The organism is Cytobacillus sp. IB215316 (genome assembly GCF_033963865.1).
In the GTDB taxonomy this organism is placed as follows: domain Bacteria; phylum Bacillota; class Bacilli; order Bacillales; family SM2101; genus Nanhaiella; species Nanhaiella sioensis.
This window is the reverse complement of the sequence record NZ_JAXBMC010000006.1, coordinates 91,452-115,443: the sequence shown is the minus strand read 5'-3', so window position 1 is coordinate 115,443 and position 23,992 is coordinate 91,452. Positions and strand designations below refer to the sequence as shown.

Annotated in this window: 23 protein-coding genes and 1 pseudogene; 22 read left to right on the top strand and 2 right to left on the bottom strand. The window is 33.2% G+C overall.

All coding sequences use genetic code 11. The features are described 5' to 3' along the window. Positions 1 to 18 precede the first annotated feature (18 nt). The 9 genes and pseudogenes from SLH48_RS11995 to SLH48_RS11955 all read left to right on the top strand — a co-directional run bounded on the left by SLH48_RS11995 (position 19) and on the right by SLH48_RS11955 (position 6,111). Positions 19 to 876, top strand: a complete 858-nt coding sequence (locus SLH48_RS11995) for a phosphotransferase enzyme family protein (protein ID WP_320258355.1) — start codon at positions 19 to 21, stop codon at positions 874 to 876. Positions 877 to 1,454: 578 nt separating this feature from the next. Beyond that, positions 1,455 to 2,306, top strand: coding sequence for a helix-turn-helix domain-containing protein (locus SLH48_RS11990; RefSeq protein ID WP_320258354.1), 852 nt, complete (start codon positions 1,455 to 1,457; stop codon positions 2,304 to 2,306). 19 nt (positions 2,307 to 2,325) lie between these two features. Next, complete coding sequence (locus SLH48_RS11985) at positions 2,326 to 2,706, top strand: DUF6463 family protein (RefSeq protein WP_320258353.1); 381 nt, start codon at positions 2,326 to 2,328, stop codon at positions 2,704 to 2,706. A 67-nt stretch (positions 2,707 to 2,773) separates the two neighbouring features. Next, positions 2,774 to 3,009 (top strand): annotated as a pseudogene (locus tag SLH48_RS11980) (SAM-dependent methyltransferase); the annotation flags it as partial. A gap of 48 nt (positions 3,010 to 3,057) precedes the next feature. Then, positions 3,058 to 3,414, top strand: coding sequence for a DUF4440 domain-containing protein (locus SLH48_RS11975; RefSeq protein WP_214480642.1), 357 nt, complete (start codon positions 3,058 to 3,060; stop codon positions 3,412 to 3,414). A gap of 188 nt (positions 3,415 to 3,602) precedes the next feature. Next, positions 3,603 to 4,166 (top strand): histidine phosphatase family protein, encoded by a 564-nt coding sequence (locus SLH48_RS11970; RefSeq protein WP_320258352.1) that lies wholly within the window; start codon positions 3,603 to 3,605, stop codon positions 4,164 to 4,166. Then, positions 4,156 to 4,725 carry a nucleotidyltransferase domain-containing protein gene (locus SLH48_RS11965; RefSeq protein ID WP_320258351.1) on the top strand — a complete coding sequence of 190 codons (570 nt, stop codon included), beginning with the start codon at positions 4,156 to 4,158 and terminating at the stop codon, positions 4,723 to 4,725. The genes SLH48_RS11970 and SLH48_RS11965 overlap by 11 nt, the downstream gene beginning before the upstream one ends. A 24-nt stretch (positions 4,726 to 4,749) precedes the next feature. Next, a complete protein-coding gene (locus SLH48_RS11960; protein ID WP_413785413.1) occupies positions 4,750 to 4,974 on the top strand; it encodes a hypothetical protein in 225 nt (74 codons plus the stop codon). A gap of 141 nt (positions 4,975 to 5,115) precedes the next feature. Continuing rightward, positions 5,116 to 6,111: a hypothetical protein gene (locus tag SLH48_RS11955; protein ID WP_320258350.1), complete on the top strand. Its 996-nt coding sequence runs from the start codon at positions 5,116 to 5,118 to the stop codon at positions 6,109 to 6,111. Between the two features lie 114 nt (positions 6,112 to 6,225). On the opposite strand, the gene SLH48_RS11950 is transcribed toward SLH48_RS11955, so the two are convergent. Further along, positions 6,226 to 8,001 (bottom strand): alpha-glycosidase, encoded by a 1,776-nt coding sequence (locus tag SLH48_RS11950; RefSeq protein WP_320258349.1) that lies wholly within the window; start codon positions 7,999 to 8,001, stop codon positions 6,226 to 6,228. 257 nt (positions 8,002 to 8,258) lie between these two features. On the opposite strand from SLH48_RS11950, the gene SLH48_RS11945 reads away from it, so the two are divergent. The 7 genes from SLH48_RS11945 to SLH48_RS11915 all read left to right on the top strand — a co-directional run bounded on the left by SLH48_RS11945 (position 8,259) and on the right by SLH48_RS11915 (position 17,493). Then, positions 8,259 to 9,548, top strand: a complete 1,290-nt coding sequence (locus SLH48_RS11945; RefSeq protein WP_320258348.1) for an extracellular solute-binding protein — start codon at positions 8,259 to 8,261, stop codon at positions 9,546 to 9,548. A 104-nt stretch (positions 9,549 to 9,652) separates the two neighbouring features. Then, positions 9,653 to 10,936, top strand: coding sequence for a sugar ABC transporter permease (locus SLH48_RS11940; RefSeq protein ID WP_320258455.1), 1,284 nt, complete (start codon positions 9,653 to 9,655; stop codon positions 10,934 to 10,936). A 1-nt stretch (position 10,937) separates the two neighbouring features. After that, entirely contained in the window at positions 10,938 to 11,780 is an 843-nt protein-coding gene (locus SLH48_RS11935) for a sugar ABC transporter permease (protein WP_320258347.1), read from the top strand. 37 nt (positions 11,781 to 11,817) lie between these two features. Next, positions 11,818 to 14,187, top strand: a complete 2,370-nt coding sequence (locus SLH48_RS11930) for a glycoside hydrolase family 31 protein (protein WP_320258346.1) — start codon at positions 11,818 to 11,820, stop codon at positions 14,185 to 14,187. Between the two features lie 234 nt (positions 14,188 to 14,421). Beyond that, the gene (locus SLH48_RS11925; protein WP_320258345.1) at positions 14,422 to 15,450 is read left to right on the top strand and encodes a LacI family DNA-binding transcriptional regulator; all 1,029 of its coding nucleotides are present in this window, start codon (positions 14,422 to 14,424) and stop codon (positions 15,448 to 15,450) included. Positions 15,451 to 15,823: 373 nt separating this feature from the next. Further along, positions 15,824 to 16,390: a sigma-70 family RNA polymerase sigma factor gene (locus tag SLH48_RS11920; protein WP_320258344.1), complete on the top strand. Its 567-nt coding sequence runs from the start codon at positions 15,824 to 15,826 to the stop codon at positions 16,388 to 16,390. Beyond that, a complete protein-coding gene (locus tag SLH48_RS11915; protein ID WP_320258343.1) occupies positions 16,387 to 17,493 on the top strand; it encodes a DUF4179 domain-containing protein in 1,107 nt (368 codons plus the stop codon). The genes SLH48_RS11920 and SLH48_RS11915 overlap by 4 nt, the downstream gene beginning before the upstream one ends. Positions 17,494 to 17,621: 128 nt before the next feature. On the opposite strand, the gene SLH48_RS11910 is transcribed toward SLH48_RS11915, so the two are convergent. Further along, positions 17,622 to 17,876 (bottom strand): hypothetical protein, encoded by a 255-nt coding sequence (locus SLH48_RS11910; RefSeq protein ID WP_320258342.1) that lies wholly within the window; start codon positions 17,874 to 17,876, stop codon positions 17,622 to 17,624. A 393-nt stretch (positions 17,877 to 18,269) separates the two neighbouring features. On the opposite strand from SLH48_RS11910, the gene SLH48_RS11905 reads away from it, so the two are divergent. From SLH48_RS11905 to SLH48_RS11880, 6 genes are all read left to right on the top strand, one after another. Beyond that, positions 18,270 to 19,292 (top strand): Gfo/Idh/MocA family oxidoreductase, encoded by a 1,023-nt coding sequence (locus SLH48_RS11905; RefSeq protein ID WP_320258341.1) that lies wholly within the window; start codon positions 18,270 to 18,272, stop codon positions 19,290 to 19,292. A 371-nt stretch (positions 19,293 to 19,663) separates the two neighbouring features. After that, positions 19,664 to 19,825, top strand: coding sequence for a hypothetical protein (locus tag SLH48_RS22490; RefSeq protein ID WP_413785412.1), 162 nt, complete (start codon positions 19,664 to 19,666; stop codon positions 19,823 to 19,825). A 1,169-nt stretch (positions 19,826 to 20,994) separates the two neighbouring features. Continuing rightward, a complete protein-coding gene (locus tag SLH48_RS11895) occupies positions 20,995 to 21,213 on the top strand; it encodes a hypothetical protein (protein WP_320258340.1) in 219 nt (72 codons plus the stop codon). Positions 21,214 to 21,405: 192 nt separating this feature from the next. After that, a complete protein-coding gene (locus SLH48_RS11890; RefSeq protein WP_320258339.1) occupies positions 21,406 to 21,981 on the top strand; it encodes a M50 family metallopeptidase in 576 nt (191 codons plus the stop codon). Beyond that, positions 21,978 to 23,039, top strand: a complete 1,062-nt coding sequence (locus tag SLH48_RS11885; RefSeq protein ID WP_320258338.1) for an arginase family protein — start codon at positions 21,978 to 21,980, stop codon at positions 23,037 to 23,039. The genes SLH48_RS11890 and SLH48_RS11885 overlap by 4 nt, the downstream gene beginning before the upstream one ends. Then, positions 23,036 to 23,968 (top strand): hypothetical protein, encoded by a 933-nt coding sequence (locus SLH48_RS11880; protein ID WP_320258337.1) that lies wholly within the window; start codon positions 23,036 to 23,038, stop codon positions 23,966 to 23,968. The genes SLH48_RS11885 and SLH48_RS11880 overlap by 4 nt, the downstream gene beginning before the upstream one ends. Positions 23,969 to 23,992: the final 24 nt, after the last annotated feature.

Here is a 23,992-nt window from a genome sequence, read left to right as displayed (position 1 = left end):
TTAGGGTGGAATGATAATATGACATTTTTAATTGAGGCACATGATAATAATAAGTACGTATTAAAACAACATTTAGGAATAAAAACGGCTAACATGATTGAATCAGAGTTGCTATGGCTTAAAGCGATAGCAAAGGATACAAATTTAAATGTCCAAAGAACGATAAAAAATACATATGATGAATTAACTACTTTAGTGTTTGATAAAGTCACAGGCACAAGTTTTTATTGGACACTTCAAGTTTATATTGTAGGTGAAACATTAAAAGGTCAACCCTCTGAAAGTGAAATAGAAAATCTAGCACAATTGATGGTTACCCTACATGAACATTCGATTAATTGGAACATACCGGATGGATTTGAAAGACCTATCTATGAAACTGAAGATCTTATATATTCACTTCAACAATTAAAAAAAATGATGTCAATCAGGAAAATGACATCTAACGATTTTGAAATAATTGAAAAAGCTACTAAAAAAATATCCTTAATAATTAAAGCGCAGGACAAAACTAAAGATACATGGGGTCTAATTCATGCGGATCTTCATGAGAGTAATTATGTGCTTTATCAAGGTCAACCTGCCCCAATTGATTTTTCATCATGTGGTTTTGGTTTTTATTTATATGATATAGCAATAACTTTTCTGCATCTCAATCCACAAGGGAGAAAAGATTTTATCTCTTATTATCAAAAAGGAAGAAATCTTCAAGATGACTACATTCAAGTATTGGAGGCATTTTTCTTATGGGCAATAATAAAGAATTTAGCATTTCTTGCTAAAAATCCAAAAGAACATAAAGAGTTTGCCAATATTATCCCATTCTTAATAAAAAACTGTGTTAAATTCTTACAAGGAGAAAAGTTCTTATTATAGGTGTAATGCTGATCAAATGTTAATAGAGATAATAGTACGCTAACTTCGTAAACTTTATTGCAATAATTCTTAAATTAGAAGATAAAGGTGTTGTATTACACAACACCCATCATTTTATAGAAGAAAAGTTGCTACGAAATCTAGTTGTGTACAAAAAACCTCAATCTATGCTAAAACAGCCTAGTAGTATTAGCATTCACTCTAAGGTGACAATCTGAAATAAAGATAATCTTCTTTCGTTTTAGGAATATTTCGCTGGAGAACCTTTGTCTATAAGTTAAATATTTACTACTATTAAACCCTTTCGGTATAATTTATTTAGGTTGGTAAATTAATCAATGTAATTCTTTTTTTGTAAGTTAATTTTAAAAGCTCACTACTACCTAATATATGTATGGTGTGGTAGAAATCACGATATATTTAGCTAAAAAGTACTTTAAAGACAAGAAGGTTTAGTTAAATATAAAACTATAATAAAAAAATAATGTGGAGAGAGTAAACGTGATGTGGTAAAACTTTCTATAGCAAAAAAAGTATTCGATTATAAGTGTAAACTCATAAATGAAAGGGTGAGGGTATTGGATATTTTATACATACCTCCTTCAAAACACTTGAGAGAATTTATAGATTGTTATTGGATATGGGAATCTAGCAATGACAATCAACAAATCAAGTTACCTAGAGTTTTACCTAGTATAAATATCGAGATGGTCTTCCACTATCAGTCCCCTATTATATTTATTAACGATAAAAAAATTCCATCTAAGCTTTCTGATGCCCATGTAGTTGGCATACAAAAAAGTTATATAGATTTACATGCAACAGGAAAAATAGGTATGATAGCTGTTCGTTTTCTACCAGGATCATTTCATCATTTTTGTAATGAAAATATGGCAAATTTCACAAATGATTTAAGGGGTATTACAGAAATTTGGGGTAAATTAGGAGACGAATTACAGTATCAAATTAAAGATTCTTCGACGTTAAAGCAGAAGGTCGAAATTATAGAAAAGTATTTATTATTGTTATTAAAGCATTATCACAAGAATACTGATTATCAAAAAATCCAAGCATATGTAATCGATAAATTAACTTATTCTAGCAGTTTTACAACGATTCAAAACCTATGTAATGAAATAAATGTTAGCCAGAGGCAGCTACAAAGAATCTTCCGCGAATTGGTTGGGGTAAGTCCTACATTTTATCGGAAACTCTCTACATTTGCTGAAACTTCTCAAAAGATTTGCTTATACGAAAAACAAAAGTATCTAGACATCATATATGAAGGTGGATACTACGATCAATCTCATTTCATTAATGTTTTTAAACAATTTTCTGGACTAAGCCCACTCTCAGTCTTATCAAAAGAATTTATGTCGTATTTTTACAATACAAAAACTCCTCCAGCATCTAAAATATGCACAAACTAACATTATTGGGGGAATTATAATGAAACTTTGGAAACTGAGCGGAATATTGCTGATTGGAACAGGAATCTTACACACCATTGTGGGTCTAATTATAGGGTGGGGTGTGCTGGGGGAAATTGTTAAAGAAGGTATTTTCAATACTGTGGGGACACAATATGATCGTAATGCTGCAGTATGGTTTTTATTATGTGGGATATTTTGGGTTCTAATTGGTCAATTTATGCATTTATATGTGAAGGAAAGACAACAGCCAATACCTCGTTTCATTGGCTGGTATTTTCTTATCATTGGGATTTTAGGAGTATTCATATCTCCTGTGTCTGGTTTTTGGCTATTTATTCCGCAAGCTCTAATTATAATTTATGCGGATACAATATTTACTTACAATCCAAGAAACTAGCAGTCTACCATTCTAAAAAACGATCTAGGGAATTAATTGCATAAAGGTGATTAAAAGTTCAAATAATCGAAAAGTTTATTATGACGAGGGAAATAAACTGCTGAGTATTAAATTGAAATATCAATCAATCCAAGGTGGGCAAATTAAAAAACAGAAATAATGGATTTCTCAATGCGACTCTATGAGTTAGAAGAATTTAGAAACACACTTATATCTAATGGCTTTCAAAATATTGTTATTCATGACATAAAAGATGGATATGGGAAAGGAAGTTCGTTTCAAGTTTTTGAGTGTACCATATAAATGTTTATTCTCGTTGTATAGAAAAAGCAAAAATATATGAGGTATGAAATGGAAAGAGATAATAGACTAAAAGAACAATTACTTGTACTTGAAGAGAAGTTATTAAAGCCAGAAATTCGTGCATCTAAAAATGAATTAAAAAAATTGCTATCTGAGAATTTTTTTGAATTTGGAAGTTCAGGAAGAGTCTTGTATAAAAATGAGGATATTAGTGACGATGGGATAGGGGCAGTTAAGATGACGTTGAGTGACTTTGATATACATCCATTGTCTCAGGATGTAGTGTTAACAACTTACCGAATATATAACGAAGAAAGCAAACAACATACGTTGCGTAGTTCAATCTGGAAATATAGTAATGGTAGCTGGCAGATGTTTTTTCATCAAGGAACAAAGACGAATTGATAATTCATAATATGTCAATGAAGCTTGCGTAGTTAATTTCTATATATTTATTTTGAAAATGAGGTTTAAAAGGCTGGCGCAAAAAAATAAGCGTCCTGATTTTGGGCCATATTCTAGAATAAAGTTACTATCGAATAATAATCGAAGCTTAGTGATCCTTAATGATGATATAGAAAGGAAGCAGTAGGATGGTCAAAAAAATATATATTGTTAGACATTGTGAAGCACAAGGGCAGCCTTCAGAAGCACAATTAACTAACAAAGGATTTGAACAAGCGAGACTTTTGTCAGATTTTTTTTCTGACAAGAAAATAGATCGAATCATATCAAGCTCATTTATTCGAGCGATTCAATCAATAGAACCGTTAAGTGTGCATAAAAACGTAACAGTTGAAGTCGACCAACGGCTAACAGAAAGAATATTAAGTGAAGAAAATTTAGCTGATTGGCTTGAGAAATTAAAACGAACTTATGATGATTTAGATGCAAAATATAAAGGGGGAGAATCGAGTCGAGAAGCGATGAATCGTATTTCATGTGTTGTAAATGAAATCTTTAATAGTCATTTTGAAAGTACTATCATCGTTACTCATGGAAATATCATGTCATTATTGCTGAAAAAGTATAATCATCATTTTGGTTTTGACGAATGGAAGAGTTTGAGTAACCCTGATGTATATTTATTAACTAGTAAAGATAGGGTAACTAGTGTAGAGAGGGTATGGCAAGGAGGTGAGATTAATGAAATTTGAGCAATGTAATAGGGTTAACGTATTAATGTCCTCGTACAATAAACCATGGTTTATTGCTGGTGGCTGGGCAATAGATTTATTTATTGGAAAGCAAACAAGACCCCATGATGACTTAGAAATAGCCATCTTTCGAAAGGACCAACTTCACTTAAAAGATTATTTCCAAGACTGGGAATTTAACAAAGTTAGCAACGGTACATTATACAGATGGGAAAAAGAATTGTTGCAGCTACCAATACACGAAATTCATGCTGAACATAAATACAATGACCAGCAGCAATTAGAGATTCTTTTGAATGAGGCTGATAATGACAAATGGCTATTTAGAAGAGATGCGCTAATTACACATCCAGTCGAGAGTATTTGGAGCTATTCTGCTTCACGTATTCCTTTCCTAAATCCTCAGATTGTGCTTCTATATAAAGTGAAAAATACGAGAGAGAAAGATCATCAAGATTTTTTTGCAGCTTTACCAAACCTTAATGAAAATCAAAAAGAATGGCTTCGTCATGCAATTCAAATTCATAGTCCGGAACATACATGGCTGGAATTTCTTTAAGACTCGGAAGGGAGTATGTATGATTTGATGAAAAGATTTGTTGTGGCAATTATTCTTTCTTATGTTATTTTAAGTGTACCGCATATATTAGGTTTTGGTTATGTAATTGATTGGGTGCCAGAAGCCTCTACAATAACAAAAATCATTACATACATACGAGAAGGCTTAGTTTATGGCTTCGTGTACAAATTACTTATATCGATATTAATAGCCGTGTTGAGTAGCCTCTTGTTAAGAGGTAGAAAATAACATGTTGGTATTTATTTACTTTTAGATCTCTTATTCTTAAAGCTGTTCTATTGTCATACATTTTATACAAACTTTGTAGCTGAATGAGGATAAGCTTGGTGTATGAAGCCCTTTGTTTATCAAATGAAAGGGGAAGATTATATGAAACTGCAGCCTTTCACGAAAAAATGGCTCCTATCAACCTTTGTTTTGCTAATGTTAGTAATAATAGTCATACCACTTTTATGGTGGAATATGCGATCATCATTACCAAGTGGCTTGTATGTAGAAAAACAAGTGGGTTCCGTTGGAGTAGAAATGGGTGAACATGAATGGGGGTTAGAGTTTTCCTTACCTGTTCAGTGGAAAAAAGCATCCCCTTGGGAGGATATACCTATTTTAGATGAAATTACTTTGTTGAATTCGTACGGGGATATCATAGCATCGGTACGAGGAAAGACCCCTTTAAAGGTAGAGGTTAATAAAGATAATTTGTTAACTGAGCGATTAATAAGTGGAGAAATAGAATTAAATATTAATGGAGAACGAATTGTTGGTAATACAGGATCTTTATTAACACCTTTGTCTAGTACGATGCAAGCTTCTTATATTCCATATGAGTTGAGGTTATCATTTAATGGAGAACAAATGATTTTCCCTATGAAGGGGAGCTATAAGATTTTTCCGATTATAGAAACGATGACAGATTATAGACCAAGTGCTTGGCATGTGGAGGGTATCAAGGTGCATCAAGATGCAGGTTCTAATATAACTAAGGGATATATAGTCAAATTACAAGGGCCAAAAGGTTCCACACTCAAGGATATTTTATTTTGGCTTCCGGGGATGACGAATGAATATTATAGTAATCATGTGTTATATTCACTTGATGAAAATTGGGATCGATATGATCTTGATCAATTTGATGGAGAACCGTTGTCCTTACCGTTAACCATTATGTCTAATAACTTGCTCGTTTATTTTCCTATTACAGATGAGATACGGACAAATATTAATAAAACAATCGTTCATGTAAGACCGTACTTTACCTTTTTGAATGAAGATAAGGTTGAATATTACACAGGTGGTTCTGGTAGTGTTGGTCCTTTTGAAGACGGCATAAGTAAAGAAGGAATGCTTATAGCTCCACAGAAATAGCAAAAGATTATATTATATAACTTTAATTTTAGATATTTTGCAATTAATATGTAAAGCTTAATTGGAAATCTAGAGGTAAAATCATCAGGTGGAAACTTCCTCCACCTGATGATTTTAGTTTGTAACCTCTACAACCTTCAAAATTGAGAAGTGATGTGGTGCTAGAGGTAGGATGGCATGGCTTGCTTCAGCCGCAAACTCCTCTTCTGTCCATAAATTAATGAGTTTTTTATTTTTTATATCAATTGGTAGCTCCACGTCAATGTTATTCTCTGAATTATTAATAACGAAGAATATTTCTTCTTTATGAGACGTTCTTTTATAAATGATATGGTTCGTTTCATCATTTGTGTCGACAAAATGAAAGGTACTATTTTTACTAAAGATAGCTTCAGTCTTATATATATGAATTAGTTTTTTTAGGAAATCAAATAAATCTGTATTTTGTTCTTCTTTTTCCCAAATCATACAGTTACGACATCCTGGATCTTGTCCACCTGTCATTCCTATTTCATCTCCATAATAAATGCAAGGTGACCCTGGAAATGAAAGTTGAAACAAGTATAGGAGCTTTAAACGTTCTATATCATTTTCGCATTCTGTCAATATTCTTGGTGTATCGTGACTTCCTAGTAAATTGAATTGTACCTCTGATACATTTAGTGGATACGAGTGATATACTTGAGAAATCGCATTCGCAAACTGTGTTGCTGTTACAGTCTTCTTTGCGAAAAATTGTAAAGCTGTATGTGTGAACGGATAGTTCATAACTGCATCGAATTGATCACCTTCTAGCCAAGGCATTGAATCATGCCATATCTCACCAAGAATATAAACCTCAGGGTTGATTGATTTAACAGCGGAACGAAACTCTTTCCAAAACTGATGATCAATCTCATTAGCCACATCTAAACGCCACCCATCAATACCGAATTCACGTACCCAGTAACGGCCAACATCTAGTAAATATTTTTTTACTTCCTGATTTTGAGTGTTTAGCTTAGGCATTGTTTCGACAAACCCAAATGTATCATAATTTGGTGCAGGAGAAGTTTGTACAGGGAACTCTTTTATATGAAACCAATTTTTATACCGTGATTTTTCACCATGCTTTATGACGTCTTGAAATTGTGGGAAATAGTAGCCACTATGATTGAACACAGCGTCAAGCATGATTTTAATCCCATGTTGATGACATGTGTTCACTAGTTTCTTGAATGTTTCTTTATCACCAAAGTGAGGGTCAATTTCCATGTAATCGATTGTGTCATATTTATGGTTTGAAAATGCCTTAAATATTGGTGTGAAGTATAAACCAGTTATACCTAAATCAACTAAATGAGGAATGTGGTTAATAATTCCCTCGAAATCACCTCCGAAGAAATTTGTTGAAGTAGCCTCTTCACTTCCCCAAGGTAATGTGTTTGGAGGGTTGGTCTCAGCATTTCCATTAGCAAATCTTTCTGGGAATATTTGATACCACACGGTTTTCTTCACCCATGCTGGAGCTTTAAATACATCATTGTGATGTAGAAAAGGGAAACAAAAATAATATGTAATATCATCTTCAAGTATATGATTGAAAAATCCCTTTTCGGTATAAACGATCGTTTCATCTCCTGAAGTTAGTTCAAACCCATAGCGTAATCGACGAAACTGTGGTTGAATGACAACAAACCAGTAGTCAAATAAGGAATCACTTCCTTCTTTTTTCATGGAAGTTTGGCTTGTTTGCCAATTGTTATCCTTCCAATCATATGGATCTCCATGGATGAGCTTGATGTTATCGATATTATTTTTCTTTGTACGTAAGCGTATATGTATTGTTTTTTCATCGTATGCATAAGCGTAATTGTCTTTTGGTCTATGGTAAATAGCTTCTATGATCATAGTAATACCTCCCTGAAATGAGGAACCGTTTGCACTATTTTATCAATATGGTAGTTGAAGTGTAATTAGAAGTCAATATTCGAAAGTGCGAATCTTTGAAAATATGTAAAAAAAGTATTGAAAAGAAGAATAATAAATATATAATAGAGATGACAGATAGTATGGAACCGTTTTCTTATTTTATGAAGATGGTTTATTTTTATACTTATTTGCGCAAACGTTTGCATAATATGATCATTTAAGAGGAGGTACAAGCAATGAAGAAGGTATTCTTTCTTAGTGTGATGGTAATTTTCCTTATTATTATGTTAGCAGCTTGTGGACCCCAAGAAGCGGTAGACCAATCATCTAGTGAAAATAATAGGGATACCGAAACAAATGGTGAAATGCCAGCAAAACCAGAAAAGCTCATCGTATGGGAGGATAAAGAGAAAGGCCCAGCAATGGAAGAAGCCATTAAAAGCTTCGAAGCAGAATATGGTATTAAAGTAGAGTATAAAGAAGTGGAGATGGCTACTAGTCAAAGAGATCAATTACGTTTAGATGGTCCTGCTGGGACTGGTCCAGACGTTATCACAGTGCCACATGATCAAATTGGTCAATTAGTTACTGAAGGTTTAATTCAAGAAATAAAGGTAGAACAAAGTATATTAGACACCTTTACAGAGTCTTCAGTTACAGCTCAAATGTTTAACGGCAAGTTGTACGGTTTACCGAAAGCAACTGAAACACCTGTTTTTATTTATAACAAAGCACTAATGGAAGAAGCGCCTCAATCATTTGAAAAGCTATTTGAAATTGCAAATGACTTTGATAATAAAGATGAATTTGGCTTTTTAGCACTATGGGACAACTTTTATTTTGCCCACGGTGTATTAGGAGGGTACGGTGGTTACGTATTTCAAAATAATGAAGGTAGGCTAGATCGAAATGATATTGGCTTAAGTAATGAAGGTTCAGTAGCGGGAGGACAATATATTCAACAATGGTATAAAGACATTTTTCCTAAAGGGATCATAGGTGAGTCGGGTGGCTCAACGATGGATGGACTGTTTAATGAAGGAAACGTTGCATCTGTTATGAATGGGCCTTGGGCATTTCAAGGTATGACTGATGCAGGAATTGATTTTGGTGTAGCACCATTACCAACTTTACCGAATGGTGAACAAGTTAGAACATTTATGGGTGTTAAGGGGTGGCAAATAACTTCATTTACAAAGCACCCTGAATGGTCAACAAAATTGGTTGAACATTTAACGAATGAAGAGAATGCAAAAATTCGTTTTGAATTAACACAAGAAATACCTCCTGTTAAGTCCTTAATAGAGGACCCTATTATTGCGGAAAATGAAGCTGCAAATGCAGTGGCTATTCAATCTCAATATGCTATTCCAATGCCTAATATTCCAGAAATGGCTGAGGTTTGGGGACCGATGGCAACTGCATTACAGTTGGTTGCAAACCAAAAAGTAGATCCGAAATCAGCACTAGATGAAGCGGTAAATACGATAACAACAAACATTGAAACAAATCATCCAGATGAATAAATAATTGGAAGTAGTCTCCCTTCAAGGGGAGACTGCTCATGTGAATAAAGGGCATCAATTAAGATTTCTTACATAAGGAATTTGGGAAGGAGCTAGAGTATGTGATGGAATCTACTCCATATCAATCGAATCATAGGAAAGTTGCAGTTGTCTTATCATTGATCCCTGGTGTTGGCCAATTGTATAATCGGCAATTTTTGAAAGGTGTTTTATTTCTTGTTTTAACTGTATCTTTCTTTATCGTATTTAAAGATCTACTGAATATGGGCCTATGGGGAATCGTTACGTTAGGTGAAAAACTACCACGAGATCACTCTATTTTCCTGTTAGTTGAAGGCATTTTAGCAGTAATAATTATTATATTAGGGGCAGGTTTTTTTATATTTAATCTTGTTGATGCTTATAAGACTGGACTCAAAAGGGATATAGGTGAAAAATTAAACACACTTCGTGAGCAATACCATAATCTCATAGATAATGGGTTTCCGTATTTAATGATCTCACCTGGGTTTTTATTACTACTATTTGTTGTCATTTTCCCAATAATATTCGTCGTTCTTTTGTCTTTTACGAACTACGATTTATATCATTCTCCTCCTGCGAAGCTAGTAGATTGGATTGGTATACAAAATTTTATTGATATTTTTAAAGTTCCTATTTGGAGAAATACATTTTTCTCTGTATTAGCTTGGACAATTATTTGGACATTCGGTGCTACAACATTTCAAGTTGCTTTAGGTATTTTTTTGGCCATTATTGTAAATCAAAAAGATATAAAGGGTAAAGCAATCATACGGACGGTTTTTATACTACCGTGGGCAGTACCCGCATTCGTTTCAATTCTAGTCTTTGCTGGGATGTTCAATGAATCGTTTGGAACGATTAATCGTGATATTTTAGCAGCCTTTGGTATAGGTCATATTCCTTGGATGACAGAGCCGTTGTGGACGCGAATTGCATTAATCCTTATTCAAACATGGCTAGGGTTTCCATTTATCTTTGCGATGACTACTGGCGTATTACAATCAATTTCGAATGAACTGTATGAAGCTGCAACTGTTGATGGTGCTTCTAGTTGGGGGCAATTCAGCAAGATTACATTACCGTTAGTGCTTTATTCAACAGCTCCAATATTAATTACTCAATATACATTTAACTTTAACAATTTTAACGTCATTTTCTTGTTTAACGGTGGAGGTCCTGCAGTTTCGGGTCAAAATGCGGGTGGTACAGACATATTAATTTCTTGGATTTATAAATTAACAATGACATCTGCACAATATTCAAAAGCTGCAGCGATAACGATGATATTATCTTTGATTGTTATTACGGTTGCCTTATGGCAATTTAGAAAGACAAAATCTTTCCAAGAAGAGGATATGATGTAATATGAACATAAAACATCAAAAAAAAATAAGACTAACATTATCCTATCTAATTGTACTAATCATGACCGTCATTATCTTTTACCCAATATTATGGATCATTGGTTCGTCATTAAACCCAGGTATGAGCTTATCTGGCTCATCAATCATTCCAGAAAATGCAACGTTAGATCATTATCGTTACTTGTTTAATCCAGCACAAAGTGATTACTTGAAGTGGTATTGGAATTCAGTAAAGGTTTCTACTTTAACGATGGCTTTTTCAGTGATAATGGTAAGTATAACTGCGTATTCTTTTTCTAGATATCGTTTTGTAGGTCGTAAGAACGGCTTATTAGCATTTTTAATACTACAGATGATACCAAATTTTGCTGCACTTATCGCTATATTTGTTTTAGCACTTGTCACAAATTTATTAGATACACATTTAGGGCTCATTCTCGTATATGTTGGTGGCCAAATTCCAATGAATACTTGGCTCATGAAAGGTTACTTAGATACGATTCCTAAGGATCTTGATGAATCGGCAAGAATTGATGGAGCAAGCCATTTAAGAGTTTTCTTTCAAATCATTCTGCCGCTAGCTAAACCAATTATTGCTGTAGTGGCATTGTTTACATTTATTGCTCCATTTGCTGATTTCATCATGGCTAGTGTGCTGCTGCGAAGTGAAGAAAAATTTACATTGGCAGTGGGGCTATACAATATGGTAGCTAAACAATTTGGGAATGAATTTACGAAATTTGCTGCTGGTTCAGTATTAATTGCGATACCTATTTCAGTTCTCTTTCTATCGTTTCAAAAGTATTTTGTTTCTGGCTTAACAGCTGGTGGAACAAAAGGATAAATATCGAATATTCACTTCTCAAATAGGAGGGTATAACATGTTAGATGATAGCAGCTTTGCGATACATCCTGGACAAAATGAAAAACACACTAAGGTGAGTTATCGTGATATAAGTTCAATAGTAAGAATGCGTAAAGAAGGCAATGTGTATAGCTATTTTTGCGAAGGAGGTAGCGTTGCACTTCAATTTTTTCGCGAGGATATCGTTCGAATCGTAATGAATGTTGATAACAACTTATCTATGAAGTCGAGTGTAGCTGTGGTGAAAAAGCCTGAAGAGATAGAAGTCAAGACGGAAGAGACTGATGGGTGTTTTATGTTAAGGACGAACACCTTGAAAGTAGAAATAACGAAATCCCCACTCCGCATCAATATATTTGATACACAAGGTGAGCTTGTTGTTGGAGAAGGAGCAAGGGGCCTTGGCTTGAACGAAAAAGGAGATGTCATTTGTCATAAAATGATGAGTGAACATGACCATTTTTACGGCTTCGGTGAAAAAACAGGCTTTTTAGATAAACGTGGTGAAAAAATGACAATGTGGAATAGCGATGTATACGCACCACATAACCCTGAAACGAACGCATTATACCAATCTATTCCTTATTTTATGACCTTACGAGACGGGAAGGCTCATGGGCTATTTTTTGATAGTACGTGGGAAACAACCTTTGATTTTCAAACTAAAACGGATAGTTATACATTTTCAGCTGCGGGAGGTCAAATCGATTATTTTGTAATGGCTGGGCCAACACCTAAGGATGTAATTAATCAATATAGTGAATTGACTGGAAGAATGCCACTTCCTCCTAAGTGGGCACTCGGTTATCATCAATCTCGTTACAGCTACGAATCTGAACAAGAAGTTCGTCATATTGCAAAGACATTTTCCGATAAAAAAATTCCAGTTGATGTGATTTATTTAGATATACACTATATGGATGAATACCGGGTGTTTACTTTTGATAAATTACAATTTCCAACACCAGCAAAAATGATTCAAGACCTTAAAGAGGTAGGGATTCGACTCGTACCAATTGTTGATCCTGGAGTGAAAGAGGATGCTGAATATGAAATTTATCAAGAGGGAATACGTGAAGGTTATTTTTGTAAATATATAGAAGGTAACATCTACTTTGGTGAGGTTTGGCCTGGCAATAGTGCATTTCCTGACTTTACTTCTAGCAGCGTTCGGAAATGGTGGGGAGCAAAACACTCCTACTATAGTGATATAGGTATAGAAGGTATTTGGAATGACATGAATGAACCAGCTGTTTTTAATGAAACAAAGACAATGGATATAAAAGTTATGCACGATAATGACAATGACCCACGAACTCACCGTGAGCTTCATAATATATATGGGTTTATGATGGGTAAAGCAACCTATGAAGGAATGAAAGATCATCTAAATGGAAAACGTCCGTTTTTATTAACAAGGGCAGGATATGCTGGTATTCAACGATACGCTGCTGTTTGGACAGGGGATAATCGTAGCTTTTGGGAGCATTTACAAATGTCATTACCGATGTGTATGAACTTAGGTCTTTCTGGAGTTGCTTTTACAGGACCAGATGTAGGCGGGTTTGCACACGATTCCAATGGGGAGTTATTAACGAGATGGACTCAAGTTGGTGCATTTACACCTTATTTCAGAAACCATAGTGCAATTGGTACTGTAAGGCAAGAACCGTGGTCTTTCGGCGAAAAGTATGAAAAAATTATTAAAAAGTATATTGAGTTACGCTATCAATGGCTGCCACAAATATATTCATTATTTGAAGAAGCTTCACGTACAGGGATGCTAGTGATGAGACCACTATTAATGGAGTATCCAGAAGATGAAAATACGTACAATTTATCTGATCAGTTTATGATAGGTGATAATGTCATTGTCGCACCTATTTTACAGCCTACAACTCAACATCGAGTCATTTACTTGCCTAAAGGAAACTGGGTCAATTATTGGACAGACGAACCTGTTGTTGGTGGTAAGCATCAGCTTATAGAGGCTGATTTGGAGACATTGCCAGTTTTTATTAAGCAGGGAACAATGATTGCGCATGGTGATATTAAACAATCTACAGACATAACAGACGTTAACAGAACCTTACATTTGTATGTTGGAGATACAAACACTACTTATACGTATTCACTTTATGAAGATGATGGGTCAACATTTGCTTACAAAGAGGGCGAATACTTATATAAGACCTTTACGGTTCATTGTTACTCTAATAAGATAGATATCGCTGTGAAGGATGAAGGTCAATATATTCCTGATTGGCAAGAATTAATTGTAGTAATCCATGGAGCAAATAGCCAGCTTCAGCTGAAGGTAAATGGAGAAATTGTTAAAAATAAATCATATGACAACATTTCGAAAAAAATGCTTTTCTCCATATAGCTATTAAAAAATACTCACAAACTAATAAGTGGATGTAGTAAAATGATTATGTCTTTAATTTAGGACCTTTTCGTAGTTGTTATTTATCTCAAATTACAACATTAAAAAGTGTCTTATGTGATTATCATCTATATAGAAGAAAAAATACAAAGAAGCTTATTTATTAGTTCGAAAAACAAACTTAGTTAATGGAAGGTTAATTTGTAACCAACTAAAAGAAAGAGGAGTGGAAAAATGGTAGTTACAATTAAAGATGTAGCAAAGCATGCAAATGTTGCTCCGTCAACAGTTTCAAGGGTAATTGCCAACCACCCTCGAATTAGTGATAAAACGAAGGAACGAGTGCGTGCAGCAATGAAGGAATTGGGCTATCACCCTAATTTTAATGCGCGAAGCTTAGCGAATAACTCTACTAGAGCGATCGGGTTAGTAATGCCTAGTACAGCTGATAAAGCGTTACAAAATCCTTTTTTCCCTGAAGTTATTCGTGGAATTAGCGCTGCTGCCCATGTGAAACAATATGCATTGCATATATCAACAGGTGGAACCGATGACGAAAAGCTTGATGGTGTCATGCAAATGGTACAGGGAAGACGTGTTGATGGCATTATCCTCTTGTATTCTCGTGTGGATGATGAAGTATTACAATATTTGCGTGACAAGGATTTTCCCTTTGTTGTCATAGGCAAGCCTTTTACAAATGTTGAGGATATTACTCATATTGATAATAATAATTTTCGAGCAGCAAAAGAAGTAACAGAATATTTAATCCAGCTTGGACATGAGAGAATTGGCTTTGTAGGTGGGGATAACCATCTTATTGTAACGATAGATCGACTTGGTGGTTATGAAAAAGCGATTCATGAAGCTAAACTAACATATAGACATGAATATGTAATCCATGAAGAATTTTTAAAGGAAGGGGGACAAGAGGCGGTTTTGGAATTGATGTCTCTTTCTCAACCTCCTACCGCATTAGTTGTATCAGATGATGTCATGGCATTAGGTGTACTGAATATGCTAGATAGGATGGGCAAAGTTGTACCTGATGATATATCTGTTGTAAGCTTTAACAACGTTTTATTATCAGAGATTGCGAGACCACCACTAACATCAGTCGATATTAATATATATCAGCTTGGCTATGAAGCCGCAAAGAATCTCATTTTACATGTTGAAAGTCCAGAAGAACCGATCAAAAGAGTAATTATTCCACACAAGCTAATTAAAAGAAGCTCGTGTATCGAGCTACAAAATAAATGATGCAATCCTAAAGGGTTGCATCATTTATTTTGGCTAAAGGCAGATTGTTAATTTGTAACAATCTGAAATGACTAGTTAACACCCTTATAATTAACTGCAAATATGTACATCTCTGCCCAATTAGACTAATTTTACATAAATTTATAATTTTTTTACAAATATGTGCGAAAATTTCATTTTTCATCCGTTGTATAAGGTGTAAAAGCTTTTACAAGAGACTTTTTTCGCAACTTAATAATTATATAGATTTGGGTGCTAGACGATAATTTTAGCTGATTGGCATTTTTTTAATTAAGGTGCAATTGAACGTGAATATATCTTATTATTCAATATTTAATGCGAAAGCAGTCTTACAAAAAGGAGAATAAGTTACATGAAGTCTACTAATAAAAATTTTATACGGAGATTACAGCGCCAAAAAGAAGACGCTTTAGAGTTTATTGTTGATAACTATTTGCCATTAATAAAAGGAATCACATATAAAGTTCTTTCTCCACTTAACAATGAAGGCATAATAGAAGAATGTACAAACGATACTTTCCTATCAATTTGGAACAATGCTAAAAAATTCTCTGGTGACGAGAATGATTTCAAAAAATGGATTTGCGCTATTGCTAAATACAAAGCCATAGATTATTACCGAAAAGCTACTAAGAATCGTGAATCTACTTCTCGCGAAATAGATATTATCGAAGGAAAATCAGTGGAAGATGAACTGATTATGGCAGAGGATAGAGCAGAGATATTACAGCTTATCAACGAATTGGAGCCTGTAGATCGTAATATATTTATTATGAAATTTTTTCTTGGGTTAAACAATGAAGAAATATCCCAAAAAGTAGGGCTGACTAAATCGTCCGTAGATAATCGAATATACAGAGGAAAAAAGAATTTGTCTAAACAAGCTACGAACCTTTATTTAAGGGGGAATGTCATATGAAAGATATCTATGAATTATTGAATGACTTAGACATGGATGAAAATGAATTTGAAGAAATGAAAGTTGATGAATTTGAAAAAAATAAAGTCAAAAAGGCTTTAAAGCAGTCTGTTATAAATAAAAACAAAGCGAGAGGTTGGAAAAGGAATGTTGCACTAGCTTCAATTATTGCTTGCCTTGCACTTACTACGCTTGGCTTAACGTTTCCAACTCAAGCTGTCAGCATACCTGTGATAGGGGATATCTTTAAGTTTGTAGGTAAATCAGATATATATGATCAGCACCAAGAATATGCTAGGGAATTGAATATTACCGAGGAGAGTAACGGCATTAAAGTGACAATTAAAGATGCAGTATTTGATGGCTATGCAGTATTTTTTACATATTCTATAGAAAGTGAAGAAGATTTAGGTGAAGAGCCTCTGTTGGTTGATTCACTAGATATAAGTAGTCCGAGTGGTGGTTCAGGAATATCAACTTATGAATATGATAAAAGTAAAGACACTTATGAACGTAGGGGGAGTGGTGGAACTAAAAGAATATATGAAAATACATATGTCGGGATGCAAAGCATAGCTTTAGGCGATGAAAACAGTAATGATACAGCAACAGTAGAATGGGAGATTAAAGGTATTAACATCCCAAGTAAACAACAAGAAATCAGAGGAGAATGGAAGTTTAATTTTCCTGTAAGCGCACTAGATGGAGAAGTATATGATGTTTATGATAGTGTTAGACATGATGCGATAACAGTCAATGTTCATAGGTTATTAGTTACTCCGTTAACGTCGATTGTGTATATTCAACAGCAATCGACGAGGGATGTAGATCGAAATAAGTGGGATATGATAGATACTGATATAGAAATTCGAGATGACTTAGGAAATCGCTATACAGGCCAAATGAATGATGGAGGTAGTATTGATGCATATAATAAGCTTCGGGTGAAAACCTTCGAGCTTCTTGATCCAAATGCAACAAAATTATACGTCACGCCACATGTGTCATTAATAGATTGGATCGAGGAAGAAGAAGCGGGCTATCAAATTATAGAAACTGAAGAAATGGTGCTAGATGAAATAGTAATAGATTTAAAGAAATAGAAGTGTTTAAGTATGTGTAAATGATGAGGAAAAATTGTTTTAAAGTGTATAATCATCATAAAAGCTCAGAGTTTTCATCCTGAGCTTTTTATTATGCTATTAATTCTTTTATAATCCTAAAATTAAAATTAAGGCGTATTCCAAAAAAACGTCGTAACAATGAGGGGTATAATAATTATAAACAATACAATGACGCCATTACCAACTAAGCCAATTTTTCTATATAGCCCTTTTTCTGCAAACATTGCCAGAAATAACCCAATAACTGAAACGAAAATTCCGAAGTTATATAAATAATCATCTATACCGATTAACATCAATACAAACGTAATAAGTCCAATGATGAACAATATGGCGGATAACACACTCAACTTTTTTTTCATTGCTCTCCTCCTTCCTTGAAAAACTACCTTTCTCAACTTTAACTTGATGTAGGTGGCTGAATAAGGTTCTTTTCGTGTTGTTTTTTTCACTAATTTGCGGATGTGTATTCTATGATTTTTATAACCTTTCACTGTTAATATTAGCATATATTTCCATGTGTTTTTAGTATTTTTAAAGGAAACTGCACTCTAGTATAATTAATGAATAAGAAATCACTTTATTCATCACTTCGGGAGTACATTTATTATTAGAATAATAATTTAAAAAAGGTATGAAGATAAATGGGTTTTACCATAGACTTTGCTAATGTACGAATAATGATGTGAAATACCACAGCTTGAATGAAGAGGGTTTAATATGATGACTATCACAATATTGAGGGAGTTGGTTTTATGAAAGTTGGAATTATAGGTGGTGGGTTTGGTTTGCGAGTTCAAGCTCCAATCATTCAGGCTCAGGAAGAGATGGATTTAGTCGCTGTTTGTACAATGAAGCGTCACCAAATACCAGATGAGTTAAATAATGATTTGAATAGCTTTGTTCATTATCAAGATTGGAGACAGATGCTAGATAATGAAAGCTTAGATCTTCTATTTGTTAGTTCTATGCCAGTTCACCATTATGAAATGGTAAAGTACGCGTTAGAAAGAAGGATTCATGTTGTTTGTGAAAAGCCTTTTACTACGAACAGTCAACAATCTGCTGAACTTATACAACTATCAAAGCATTATAATAAAAAGGTTATTAGTGACTTTGAATGGAGGTATTTACCGAGTCGTCAACGAGTAAAGTCTCTTATTCAGAACAATGAAATTGGTGAACTATTGCATTTTGAATACCACGTTAGTTACTCACAGTATCAAAATCTTGTTACAAACAAAAGAGGTTGGTTAGGACAGAAACAACAATATGGAGGTATGCTAGGTGCACTCGGCTCACATATGATCGATTGTTTGCGTTGGCTAATTAATGCAGAAGTCGATACAGTTAACGGTTTGGTACATACTCATGTCCCATATGGGGGTGGGGAGGAAAGAGACGCTGATGATGCTTTCTTCATTCATGGCAAAATGACGAATAACACGACTTTTTCTATTCAGCTTTTAACTGGGGTTAATCACGGCATAGGTTCTAGCTTGAAAATTTACGGTAATTTAGGGACAGTTACTCTAAAAAATGATGACAAATTATTAATAGAAAAAATAAATCAACCTATCCAAGAAGTAGTATTACATGAACATAAAAACAAATCTATGGAACTTTCGGATATTGCAAATCGTTACTATCCTGCATTCTTGCCCTTTTTAGAAAAGGTCTATGAATATCTTACTTATGAAAAGTTAGATGAGGATTTACCACTTATTCATGATGGGCACAAAAATCAACTAGTTATTGATAAAGTTTTCGCAACTTGAACAACTACGACTATATAGAATTTTCCTTATTGATGATTGCTCGATAGAAGTAGCAACATGTTATGAATAAATTCCTTTTATTAAAAAGCAGGGAGTTTTTATTTAACAGCTTTAAATATTAAGTACATAATCATTGGTTAAAATAGGACTGATGGCACTTTTCTGTAAAATGGAAAGTGCCTTTTTGTGGGTCCAGTTGATGAGAGGAAGGAGTTTAAAGTGTACACCTGGAATGATTGGATATGTGATTAAGAGCAATTTCCTCGGTATTGACATAATTTACTTTTATTGAATGAAAACTCATAATAGCAAAATTGTTAGTTTCAGTTGGAAGTGGAAAAACAACTCTAGCAAGGACTTTATCAAATTCGTTGAATATCCCTTATTATGAATTAGATCATGTTGTGTGGAAAAGACATGATGCCGGTGACATCCGTAGAAAGGAAGGCGAAAGAGATAAATATTTAGGAGGAATAGTCGGTTCGAGTACTTGGATTATAGAGGGTGCCCATACTCATAAATGGGTGGAGTAAAGCTTTCAGAACGCTGATCTAATTATTCTTTTGGATACACCATACTCGACTAGAATAGTAAGGATTATAAAGAGATTTATCCTACAAAAAATAAGATTGGAAAAAGCAAACTATTATCCAACACTAAAAATCTTTAAGATGATGTTTCACTGGAATGCTGTTTTTGAAAAGGAAAGTAAACCAAAGATCTTGTAAACTAGATGAAAATACATATGATTCAATTATTTTAAAGAATGATAGGAATTTAAGTAAGTATCTAATGTAATTTGGTAATTTGTTTCAAAGAATGTTGCTTTTTCTTGTTCTTTTTTTGCTTTCCAGCGACACAAAATCGAATGATACAAACCGAACCCCTATACAGAATGCTTTGATTTTTGTGTTTTTGCCTTTCCATTTCTATTTTCAGAAAGTAATTCATATATCAATGTTTTAATATTATCGGTTATGATATCATCTGGAACATCGGTAATTTTCTCAAAAGCTGCCGTTAAGAAAAGATAACAATGTATATTTAGCTTTCGATAGGGTTAGGTTGAAATATACAAATCTTGAGTAATCTAATACTTGCGACAAGCTTTCTACTCTCTTTTCATCTTTTGTTTCAAATGGATATTATTCTATGATCAATATAATAAGGAGCTAACTCTGGCACTCTAGAAATACCTTTTTAAATGTTAATGTACCACACAGTAAGAAACCCTTAAATATTGGCATGAAAATCGGCGATAGTATAATATCTGTTTTGAATCCTTTTATAATAAAGTAGCAATTATCTCATAATCCTTATCAAGAATTGCTACTTTTTCCTTTTGTTTTTTCCATTAATATACTTACCTTCCATATACCCACACATTTTCTCTTGTAAATCTTATTATTCTTCATTTTTTATTTTTGTTAAGTCTGAAAGAATCGTAGTCTTAAATTTAGTTTGGACATATTTAATGATGTTCAGTCTAATTACCTCATAATTTATGAGAAGTGAAGAAGATAAATGACCTTAGTTAAAATTTTTTAGAAAGTGTGCAATTTTGCGAACTTACTAACTTTATAAAAACAAGCTATTATTTTAATTAAGAAAAGCAAACATTATCTATAACATTAAATGAGAACCGGTTAGCATGGAAAGTTTGAATTATTGGCTCTACAAGGTTTAGTTGATGTTATGAAATTTGTATTCGAAAGGATGTGAAATTAGGGAATCATTGGACATGATGGATGAACTGACCTTATTTGAAGGTGAAAGAAATAGAGATGTAGTGATTTTAAGTAATAAACTAAGAACAGAAAGGGAGATAACAATGGAAAATAACACAAAGCCAGTATCACAAGATGAGTTAGTTAAGTATGAAGAAGAACGTAATGGAGATGTAACAGTAGTACGTTGCTAATTACAGAATAATAAATTTCAAAATAGAAAGGGAGATAACAATGGAAAATAACACAAAGCCAGTATCACAAGATGAGTTAGTTAAGTATGAAGAAGAACGTAATGGAGATGTAACAGTAGTACGCTGCTAACTATTTTAGGTCAGAGGTTAGATAATGAACTAACCTCTGTCTCTATAATTAAGGGTGATTAAATGGATATTTTTCTTAGTTTAGTAGTTCTTTTTAGTTTAACAATTTTTTCGTATGTAAGTGTGTATATACATGAAGTTGGTCATTATATATCAGCTCTAATGCTAGGTGCAAAACAAACAAAAATTAATATAGATTTTAGAAAAAAACCGATATTTAAAACGATAATAAATTTTGGAAGAGAAATGCATAAGTTTGAAGATGCGATTGTTACATCTGCTGGAGTCTTTGTGCAAATAATTTTTTCTATAATTATGATATTTCAAGATTATAGTTTGATATTAAAAATAATAGCATTACTTCATTTGCCGACAATATTAATAAATATTTTACCTTATTATCCCTTAGATGGATATTACCTTAGAAAAATATCTTCGAAAAAAAATGAGATAGAACATATATTATTAATTATATTTTATTCATGTTTATTAATATTTTCATCGCTATTATTTCAAACTTTGTTATATATATATAAGGATTATCCAGTTTTAACAATTACTACTTTGGTGATTTTCATAAGGATTATCATGAAGATATGGAAAAATAAGCAATATTATAAATTGAGGGTGAGTATATGACACAAACAAAATATATTATAGCCTCGAAAGGTGAAAATATATTGCTTACTAACGAGCAGGGTTCAGCCTTTTGGGAAAGTACTTATGAGATTTTGACGAAGTCTACAAAAAGTAGGTCCCGTAATCATTTAAATTCGTATTTTAGGTACTCATTAGAAAACAATAAAGATGCAAATATTCATCTTGTAGGTGTGCCCTATAATTTAGGTACACAAATAAAAAATTCAACAGTTAAAGATTTTCCGGATATATTGAGAAAAGTCAGTTATAAATATCCGGTATACAATGAATATAACCATCAGAAGACCTCTGGTATTTATGACTATATGATAGGAACACATATAATGAAAGATTCTATTATATTTGACCATGGAAACATTGAAATTGATCATGATGTAAAGGATCTAGAAGAAGAGATATCTAGTATATTGAGTAAATTTATGAATCAAAAAGAAAAAATAGGATTTATTGGTGGAGATCATTTCATTACTTATTTTATAGTCAAAAAGTTATTACAGTTAATTAATACCCCTATTGTATTAATACAATTTGATGCACACCATGATTGCGGATCTGATCTAATAAAAAGAGGTAGTAATGATATAAATCATGCAAATTTTATCCGTTTTTTGCTTGAAGAAGAAAATGTTGCAGGAATAATTCAAGTGGGTGTACGAGGACTACGTTCTCTTGGTCAATTTATTACTCATGATAAATTACATGTAATCCCTTCTCATCAATCGAATTCCAAGAATCTTATTGAAAAGCTAGAACAATTACAAAGAAAACAAGGCGTGGATATACCTATATATATATCGTTTGATGTAGATGTTTTGGACCCGTCTGAATTTAGTTTAGTTGATTTTCCTAAAAACAACGGTGTTGATTCAAAAGTAATTATAGATATGATTCAATCCTTAAAAAAATATAAAAATAGATTAATTGGATTTGATATCGTAGAAGGTAAAAGTGATGGAGAATTAGATGAATATGACGTCATTATTCAAATATTAGCTCATTTAATAGATATAGTAACAGAGAAGAAGGTGGAAGAATGATTAATTCAAGATCAATATTGAATATAGAAGATGTTTTAGTAGATGAAGAGAAATATGGTTCTCACCATGATGATTTTATGGCTTTAGCAAATTTATCCAAAGAACTAAACCCAACAAGTAAATATGATATTAATAATTTGTTAGATATATGGAAGAAATATAGAAAACATAACGAAAAACAAAATTTGAATAGGACTGACCCTTCACTTTTCTCAGGGTTTAAAGAAATACACGGACTTCAATATTTAAAAGATTGTGTGGAACAAGGTGGGGTTTTTGCTACATACCATTATGGTGATTATAGACATGTTCCTGTTGAAATAGTTAAATCTTTAGATTTAAATGAAAATAATTCTATAGATATGGTAGTTGATAATGAATCATATCATAGTGAAATGTCCTTAACGCTATGGAAAGAGTTAAAAGAAGAGTTATTTATTAAGTTTATCGTTTCTGAAAGTGAGACGAGTGGTTTGAAATTGCTTAGGAAGTTAAGAAATGGAAGGTCTATATTATTATATTTAGATGGTAATTCAGGATCTGGTGATGATTCTTATCCTGCTGAAGTAAATCATATATCGTCTAGAGTGCAAATTAGAAGTGGAATTTTTAGGCTAATTCAAATGTTAAAGAAACCGCTGTGTGTAGTTTTAGCTGATCATAATGATCAAGGAGAGGCCAGATTAACAGCATATCCTTTAATTACAATTAGCAAAGATAATTTACAAGAAGGAATTGATCAAAGCTACGAAATATTCACAAAGAACCTTGAGAAGAGCCCTCACTTATGGAGGTTTTGGTTTAGACACCATAAATATGTTAATGAGTGGAACAGAAATTCCAACCATTCGGAACATAAAATACATTGGAGAAATAGGAATGGCACGTTAGGTGTAGATTTATCAACAGGGAACATATACAAAATATAATTATTCTCACTTAGGTTAATAAAA

Excerpts from the sequence above, each read along its gene's own strand:
- SLH48_RS11965 (WP_320258351.1), top strand. The coding sequence starts at position 4,156 with ATGAAATTTGAGCAATGTAATAGGGTTAACGTATTAATGTCCTCGTAC.
- SLH48_RS11955 (WP_320258350.1), top strand. The coding sequence starts at position 5,116 with ATGAAACTGCAGCCTTTCACGAAAAAATGGCTCCTATCAACCTTTGTT.
- SLH48_RS11985 (WP_320258353.1), top strand. The coding sequence starts at position 2,326 with ATGAAACTTTGGAAACTGAGCGGAATATTGCTGATTGGAACAGGAATC.
- SLH48_RS11950 (WP_320258349.1), bottom strand. The coding sequence starts at position 8,001 with ATGATCATAGAAGCTATTTACCATAGACCAAAAGACAATTACGCTTAT.
- SLH48_RS11905 (WP_320258341.1), top strand. The coding sequence starts at position 18,270 with ATGAAAGTTGGAATTATAGGTGGTGGGTTTGGTTTGCGAGTTCAAGCT.
- SLH48_RS11880 (WP_320258337.1), top strand. The coding sequence starts at position 23,036 with ATGATTAATTCAAGATCAATATTGAATATAGAAGATGTTTTAGTAGAT.
- SLH48_RS11940 (WP_320258455.1), top strand. The coding sequence starts at position 9,653 with ATGGAATCTACTCCATATCAATCGAATCATAGGAAAGTTGCAGTTGTC.
- SLH48_RS11975 (WP_214480642.1), top strand. The coding sequence starts at position 3,058 with ATGGAAAGAGATAATAGACTAAAAGAACAATTACTTGTACTTGAAGAG.
- SLH48_RS11930 (WP_320258346.1), top strand. The coding sequence starts at position 11,818 with ATGTTAGATGATAGCAGCTTTGCGATACATCCTGGACAAAATGAAAAA.
- SLH48_RS11885 (WP_320258338.1), top strand. The coding sequence starts at position 21,978 with ATGACACAAACAAAATATATTATAGCCTCGAAAGGTGAAAATATATTG.
- SLH48_RS11970 (WP_320258352.1), top strand. The coding sequence starts at position 3,603 with ATGGTCAAAAAAATATATATTGTTAGACATTGTGAAGCACAAGGGCAG.
- SLH48_RS11920 (WP_320258344.1), top strand. The coding sequence starts at position 15,824 with ATGAAGTCTACTAATAAAAATTTTATACGGAGATTACAGCGCCAAAAA.
- SLH48_RS11935 (WP_320258347.1), top strand. The coding sequence starts at position 10,938 with ATGAACATAAAACATCAAAAAAAAATAAGACTAACATTATCCTATCTA.
- SLH48_RS11995 (WP_320258355.1), top strand. The coding sequence starts at position 19 with ATGACATTTTTAATTGAGGCACATGATAATAATAAGTACGTATTAAAA.
- SLH48_RS11915 (WP_320258343.1), top strand. The coding sequence starts at position 16,387 with ATGAAAGATATCTATGAATTATTGAATGACTTAGACATGGATGAAAAT.
- SLH48_RS11910 (WP_320258342.1), bottom strand. The coding sequence starts at position 17,876 with ATGAAAAAAAAGTTGAGTGTGTTATCCGCCATATTGTTCATCATTGGA.
- SLH48_RS11925 (WP_320258345.1), top strand. The coding sequence starts at position 14,422 with ATGGTAGTTACAATTAAAGATGTAGCAAAGCATGCAAATGTTGCTCCG.
- SLH48_RS11890 (WP_320258339.1), top strand. The coding sequence starts at position 21,406 with ATGGATATTTTTCTTAGTTTAGTAGTTCTTTTTAGTTTAACAATTTTT.
- SLH48_RS11945 (WP_320258348.1), top strand. The coding sequence starts at position 8,259 with ATGAAGAAGGTATTCTTTCTTAGTGTGATGGTAATTTTCCTTATTATT.